The sequence below is a fragment of the Pseudomonas sp. 25 R 14 genome (assembly GCF_900004755.1).
GTDB classification, from domain to species: Bacteria; Pseudomonadota; Gammaproteobacteria; order Pseudomonadales; family Pseudomonadaceae; genus Aquipseudomonas; species Aquipseudomonas brenneri.
In genome coordinates, this window is sequence record NZ_CVTS01000023.1 from 76,523 (window position 1) to 83,268 (window position 6,746).

The 6,746-nt window shown below is 62.5% G+C and carries 5 protein-coding genes; all 5 read left to right on the forward strand.

Translation table 11 applies throughout. From position 1 onward, the window contains the following. Positions 1-459: 459 nt before the first annotated feature. Entirely contained in the window at positions 460-558 is a 99-nt protein-coding gene (kdpF, locus tag BFQ03_RS30980; RefSeq protein WP_076964610.1) for a K(+)-transporting ATPase subunit F, read from the forward strand. Between the two features lie 107 nt (positions 559-665). Then, on the forward strand, positions 666-2,372 hold the full coding sequence (gene kdpA, locus BFQ03_RS04370; protein WP_065942557.1) for a potassium-transporting ATPase subunit KdpA: 1,707 nt from the start codon (positions 666-668) through the stop codon (positions 2,370-2,372). Between the two features lie 10 nt (positions 2,373-2,382). After that, positions 2,383-3,036 (forward strand): K(+)-transporting ATPase subunit C, encoded by a 654-nt coding sequence (kdpC, locus tag BFQ03_RS04375; protein WP_065942558.1) that lies wholly within the window; start codon positions 2,383-2,385, stop codon positions 3,034-3,036. A 12-nt stretch (positions 3,037-3,048) separates the two neighbouring features. Further along, on the forward strand, positions 3,049-5,118 hold the full coding sequence (gene kdpB / locus BFQ03_RS04380; protein WP_065942559.1) for a potassium-transporting ATPase subunit KdpB: 2,070 nt from the start codon (positions 3,049-3,051) through the stop codon (positions 5,116-5,118). 130 nt (positions 5,119-5,248) lie between these two features. Further along, a partial coding sequence (locus BFQ03_RS04385; RefSeq protein ID WP_139115638.1) for a DUF4118 domain-containing protein occupies positions 5,249-6,746 on the forward strand: 1,498 nt, incomplete at its 3' end.

The window sequence follows — 6,746 nt, forward strand, 5'->3', positions numbered from 1 at the left end:
GTCCCGTGAACTTACCCACTCCCACGTAAAGAGTTCATATAAATTCCCTATTCCCCATAACGATTACGTCACCTCTATTGAGCACTAAGCCCAGACACTCTACCGTCACTTCCTACCCCCAACACCCGTAGGAAGTCATCGTGGAAAGTTCAACTTTAGGCATGATCGTCCTGTCAATGATTGCGCTCTTCGGTACCGCCGCATTTTGCTTTGAACACCTCGCCACCCGCGGCGAGAAGAAAAAGAAAGCCAAATAAGCGGCTCGTCAACACCAGCAGCACCCCAGTGTTTAAAGGGATACCCGGGCGGCGGGCTATCCCTTTTTTTCGTGCGCCCGACATAACTTTTCTATATGTCGTCGTAATACCGCTTCGTGTAATCAGTGCCAGAACTTGATACCCCAGGGATTAACCTCCCCGCGTCCGCAATTGCGGCTTATTCATTCAGGGGAGTTACACCGTGCTCACACTCACGTTCATTTATATCGCCAGCGGCTTATGTGCTGTGGGGCTGTTCGTTTACTTGGGCTACGCCCTTATTCGCGCAGAGAAATTCTAGGGAGCTTGCCATGTACGACCTGATGTTTATCAGCCTTTCCCTGGTGTTTTTTGTTGCGACTGCCATGGCCATTGTCGCCATGGGCAAGATTTGAACGGAGCCACGACATGTTAAGCACGCTGCTGGAATTTGCGCTGGTCCTGAGGGTAATGACGGGGCTCGCCGTACTGATGGGCAAATGGCTGACCCGGGTATTCACCGGGACCCACCATGCCTTGCCGGAACGTTATACCTATCACCTGTTGGGCATCGACCCACAGGAAACCATGGGCTGGGCCCGCTTCGGTTCGGCGCTGTTGTTGTCGAACGCGGCGATGATGCTGCTGGGCTATCTGGTCCTGCGCCTGCAGGCGGTCATGCCGATCAACCCGCTGGGGCTAGCCGCACAAACGCCGGACCTGGCGTTCAACACCGCCGCGTCCTTTATTACCAACACCAACTGGCAGGCGTACGCAGGCGAGACCAGCCTGTCGAACTTCAGCCAGATGGCGGTCATCACCTTTCTGATGTGCGTCGGCGCCACCTCCGGCGTGGTCGCGGCGGCCGGTTTCATTCGTGGTTTGAGCCGCTCAAGTTCGGGCGATATCGGCAACTTCTGGGTCGACTTCACCCGCACGCTGTACCGCGTGATGCTGCCGCTGTGCGTGGGCATGGCGCTGGTGTATGTCTGGCAGGGCATGCCACAGACTTTCGCCTCCCAGGCCCTGGCCACCACCCTTGAAGGGGCGCAGCAACAGTTGATTGTCGGCGCAGTGGCCAGCTTTGAATCGATCAAGCACATCGGCACCAACGGCGGCGGTTTCTTCAGCATGAACGCCGCGCACCCGTTCGAAAACCCGACGCCGCTGACCAACATCCTGCATATCCTCAGCATGTTGCTGATCCCTTCGGCATTGACTTACACCTTCGGCAGCATGCTGCTGCAACGTCGTCAGGGCTGGGTGTTTTTCGGCACCTTCCTGGTGATGTTCATCGGCTTCCTCGCCCTGGTCTACGGCGCCGAACAAAACGGTAACCCGCTGCTGACCCAGGCCGGCGCCAACCAGACCCTGTCGCTGGAACACAGCGGCGGCAACATGGAAGGCAAGGAACTGCGCTTCGGCATCGCCGACAGCAGCCTGTTCATTGCCACCACCACGGCGGCGACCACTGGCTCAGTCAACACCATGCACGACTCGCTGACCCCCATGGGTGGCTTCGTGCCCCTGGCGCAGATGATGCTCAACTGCGTGTTCGGCGGTGACGGCGTGGGCTTTATCAACCTGATCCAGTACGCCCTGCTGACGGTGTTCCTGGTGGGCATGATGATCGGCCGCAGCCCGGAGTTCCTTGGCAAAAAAATCGAGGCGAGGGAGATCAAGCTGGTGATGCTCTCGGTGCTCGCGCACCCCATCAGCATCCTCGGCTTCACCGCCCTCGCCGCCCTGTGGCCCGACACCATGGCCAGCCTCAACAACCTCGGCCCCCATGGGTTCAGCGAGGTGTTGTACGCCTACACCTCCGGCACCGCCAACAACGGCTCGGCCTTTGCCGGCTTGAACGCCAACACGCCATTTTTCAACACCACCATTGGCCTGGCGATGTTGATCGGGCGCTTCTTCACCATGCTGCCGATGCTGGCCGTGGCCGGCTCCCTGGCGATGAAAAAGACCGTACCGGCCGGTGCCGGCACCATCCCCACCGCAACCCCGCTGTTCATGCTGCTGGTGGTGTTCGTGGTGCTGGTGGTTGGCGGCCTGACCTTTTTGCCAGCGCTCGCGCTCGGCCCGCTGGTGGAGCAACTGCAGTTGCTGTCCGGCCAGACGTACAACTGAGGACACGTAGATGACGACTCAATCGATATTCAAGGGGCTGTTGCGCCCGGTACTGGTTTCGGCGGTGTTTTTCATGCTGTTGACGGGGTTCGCCTACCCCGCGTTCACCACCGTGACCGCGCAACTGATGTTCCCGTTCCAAGCCCGCGGCTCGCTGATTGAACGCGACGGGCTGGTCATTGGCTCGACCCTGATTGGCCAGCACTTCACCCGGCCGGAATACTTCCACGGCCGCCCGAGCATGACCCTGGGCGCCGACCCACAAGACCCGAGCAAAAGCGTGTCGCAGCCGTATAACGCCGGCGCAAGCGGCGCCAGCAACCTGGGGCCAACCAGTCAGAAACTGGTGGACCAGGTGGCCGCACGCGTGCAGGTCTATCGCCTGGCCAACGGCCTGGCCGCCGACGCCCAGGTGCCGGTGGACGCGGTCACCGCCTCCGCCTCGGGCCTCGACCCGCATATCTCGGTGGCCAATGCGCGGCTGCAATTGCCACGGGTGGCACGTCTGCGGCAGATCCCCGAAGCCGAGCTGCTGCAACTGGTTAGCCAGCACACCAGCGCACGTACTCTCGGCCTGCTCGGCGAACCCCGGGTCAATGTGCTGCAACTCAACCTTGCGCTGGACGCCCGCCTGCCATCGCCTCCTATTGCGGCCAGTGAGTAAGAGATTGCCCTTATGAAGAATGCTCGTTTACCTCTGTTTGATCGCGCCATCGTGCTCACCGCGTGTGGGGATGCGCTGAAGAAACTGCTGCCCCAGGCGCAATGGAAAAACCCGGTGATGTTCGTGGTCTACCTGGGCAGCATCCTCACCACCCTGCTGTGGTTCCAGTCCCTGGGTGGCCAGGGGGAAGCGCCCAGTGGCTTTATCCTCAGCATCACCTTGTGGCTGTGGTTCACCGTGCTGTTCGCCAACTTCGCCGAAGCCTTGGCCGAGGGCCGCAGCCGCGCCCAGGCCGCCAGCCTGCGCGGGATGAAACGCCAGACATTGGCCAAGCTGCTGCAACAACCCAAGCACGGTGCGGCGTGGCTGCCGACCGAAGCGTCGCTGCTGCGCAAGGATCAGGTGGTGCTGGTCGAAGCCGGCGACCTGGTGCCGCTCGATGGCATCGTGATCGAGGGCGTGGCGTCGGTGGATGAAAGCGCGATCACCGGCGAATCGGCGCCGGTTATTCGTGAGTCCGGTGGCGATTTTTCCTCGGTCACCGGCGGCACGCGCGTGCTGTCGGACTGGCTGGTGGTGCGCATCAGCGTCAACCCGGGCGAGTCGTTTCTGGACCGCATGATCTCGATGGTCGAGTCGGCCAAGCGCCAGAAAACCCCAAACGAAGTAGCCCTGACCATCCTGCTGGTGGGCTTGACCCTGCTGTTCCTGCTGGTGATCGCCACGCTGAGCCCTTACTCGATCTTCGCCGTGGCCATGAGCGGCAGCGGCAGTGTGGTCAGCGCCACAGTACTGGTGGCCCTGCTGGTGTGCCTGATCCCCACCACCATCGGCGGCCTGCTCTCGGCCATCGGCGTGGCCGGCATGAGCCGGATGATGTCGGCCAATGTCATCGCCACCTCCGGGCGGGCGGTCGAGGCCGCAGGTGACGTGGACGTGTTGCTGCTGGACAAGACCGGCACCATCACCCTGGGCAATCGTCAGGCCAGCAGCTTTTTGCCGGCGCCGGGAATAAAGGAGGCCGACTTGGCGGATGCCGCACAACTGGCCTCCCTGGCTGATGAAACCCCGGAAGGCCGCAGTATTGTGGTCCTGGCCAAGCAGAAGTTCGACATTCGCGCGCGGGACATCAACCAGTTGGGCGCAAGCTTTGTGCACTTCACCGCACAAACCCGCATGAGCGGTGTCGACCTGCCCGCAGGCCGGGCGATTCGCAAGGGTGCAGCGGACGCGATTCGCCGCCATGTCGAGGCCTTGGGCGGTAGTTTTCCGACAGCCTTGCAGGCCAAGGTCGATGAAGTCTCACGGCGCGGCAGCACACCGCTGGTGGTCAGCGACGGCGCCACGGCACTGGGCGTGGTGGAACTCAAGGACGTGGTCAAAGGTGGCATCAAGGAGCGCTTCGCCGAGCTGCGGCGCATGGGCATCAAGACCGTGATGATCACCGGCGACAACCGCCTGACCGCCGCCGCCATTGCGGTAGAAGCCGGCGTGGATGACTTCCTCGCAGAGGCTCGCCCGGAAGACAAACTGCAATTGATCCGCGACTACCAGGCCAAGGGCAAGCTCGTGGCCATGACCGGCGACGGCACCAACGACGCGCCGGCGCTGGCCCAGGCGGACGTGGCGGTGGCAATGAACAGCGGCACCCAGGCTGCCAAGGAGGCCGGCAACATGGTCGACCTCGACAGCAACCCGACCAAGCTGATCGAAGTGGTCGAGGTCGGCAAACAGATGCTGATGACCCGCGGCGCCCTCACCACCTTCAGCGTGGCGAATGACGTGGCGAAGTACTTTGCAATCATCCCGGCGGCGTTTGTCGCGACCTATCCACAGCTCGGCGCATTGAACGTGATGCAGTTGAGCAGCCCCAACTCGGCGATTCTCAGTGCGGTGATTTTTAACGCGCTGATCATTGTCGCGCTGATCCCCCTGGCCCTGCGTGGCGTGACTTACCGCGCGATCGGCGCGGCGGCGCTGCTCAACCGCAACCTGCTGATCTATGGCCTGGGCGGGGTGTTGGTGCCGTTTGCCGGGATCAAGCTGATTGACCTGCTGCTGACGGGATTGGGCCTCGTGTAACGCCCCATCCACTGTAGGAGCGTGCTTGCTCGCGAAGGACGTTAACGATAACGCGGAAAACCTGACACCCAGCGGCGCCATCAGGTTTTTCGCGAGCACGCTCGCTCCTACAGACAACTAGAGGAATGACATGCCTGCCTTAAACAACGAACGCCCCGATCCCGACGCCCTGCTGGCACGTGTCCAACAGGAAGAACAGGCCGCCTTGCGCGGCAAGCTGCGTATCTACTTTGGCTCCAACGCCGGCGTGGGCAAGACCTACGCGATGCTTGCGGCGGCGCGCCGTGAAGCCGGACTGGGCCGCGATGTGCTGGCCGGCGTGGTGGAAACCCACGGCCGCGAGGAAACCGCCAAGCTGCTCCACGGCCTCGAACAACTGCCCCGCGCCCAGCACCTGCACCGTGAATTCGCCCTGACCGAATTTGATCTCGATGCCGCCCTATTGCGCCATCCTACCGTGGTACTGGTGGACGAACTGGCCCACAGCAACGTGCCCGGCTCGCGCCACCCCAAACGCTGGCAAGACGTGGAAGAACTGCTCAGCGCCGGCATCGACGTGTGGGCCACCCTCAACGTCCAGCATCTGGAAAGCCTGAATGACCTGGTCAGCGGGATCATCGGCATACGCGTGCGTGAAACCGTGCCGGACCATGTGTTCGACAACGCCCACGAAGTGGTGGTGATCGACCTGCCGCCAGACGATCTACTGCAACGCTTAAAGGACGGCAAGGTGTACCTGGGTCCGGCGGCGGCGCGCGCGTCACGGCATTTTTTCCGCAAGGGCAACCTGTTGGCACTGCGCGAGCTGGCCCTGCGGCGCACGGCCGACCGGGTCGACACGCAGATGCGCGTGTACCGCCGCGAACAGTCGATCAAGACCCTGTGGCCGGCCCGCGAACGGCTGTTGGTCGGTATCGCCGGTGATACCGGCGATGAACGCCTGGTGCGTGAAGCGGCGCGCCTGGCGCAAAAACTGCAAGCCGACTGGATTGTCGTCCATGTCGCCTCGGCCCAGGGGCGCGGCGCCAAGCGCTACCTGAGCGCGATGAAAGCCCTGGCCCTGGCCGAAGAGTTCGGCGCCGATACCGCCACACTGCCGGGCATGGAAGTCGCCGAAGCCCTGGTGGCCTGTGCCCGTGAGCACAATGCCAATCGCCTGGTACTCGGCCATCATCCGCGCCGTCGGTGGCGGCTCTGGCATCAGTCGGTCAGCGATCGGATCAGCCGCCACCACCCGCAAATCGATCAGATCGTGATTGCCCACGGCCTGCTGCCGAGCAAGCCCGTCGCGCTCGAAAAAACCGCAACGCTGCCTGGCACTCGCCTGGCCTACCTCTGGGCCAGCCTGGCCTGCTTCGCCGCCAGCGCCGTCGCCGCGCTGCTGCTGCAAGTGTTCGACCTGGCCAACGTGGTCATGTTGTTTTTGCTCACGGTGGTGCTGGTAGCGCTACGCTTTGGACGCGGCCCCGGCGTGTGGGCGGCGATGCTTGCAGTACTGTGTTTCGACTTCTTTTTTGTACAGCCGCGCTATTCATTCACCGTCAACGACACCCAGTATTTCTTCACCTTTGCGCTGATGCTCGGCATCGCCCTGATCACCGGCCAACTCACCGCGCGCCTGCGGCACG

Bases quoted from the DNA above. Each gene is read 5' to 3' on its own strand.
- kdpC (WP_065942558.1), top strand. From the start codon at position 2,383: ATGACGACTCAATCGATATTCAAGGGGCTGTTGCGCCCGGTACTGGTT.
- kdpA (WP_065942557.1), top strand. From the start codon at position 666: ATGTTAAGCACGCTGCTGGAATTTGCGCTGGTCCTGAGGGTAATGACG.
- kdpB (WP_065942559.1), top strand. From the start codon at position 3,049: ATGAAGAATGCTCGTTTACCTCTGTTTGATCGCGCCATCGTGCTCACC.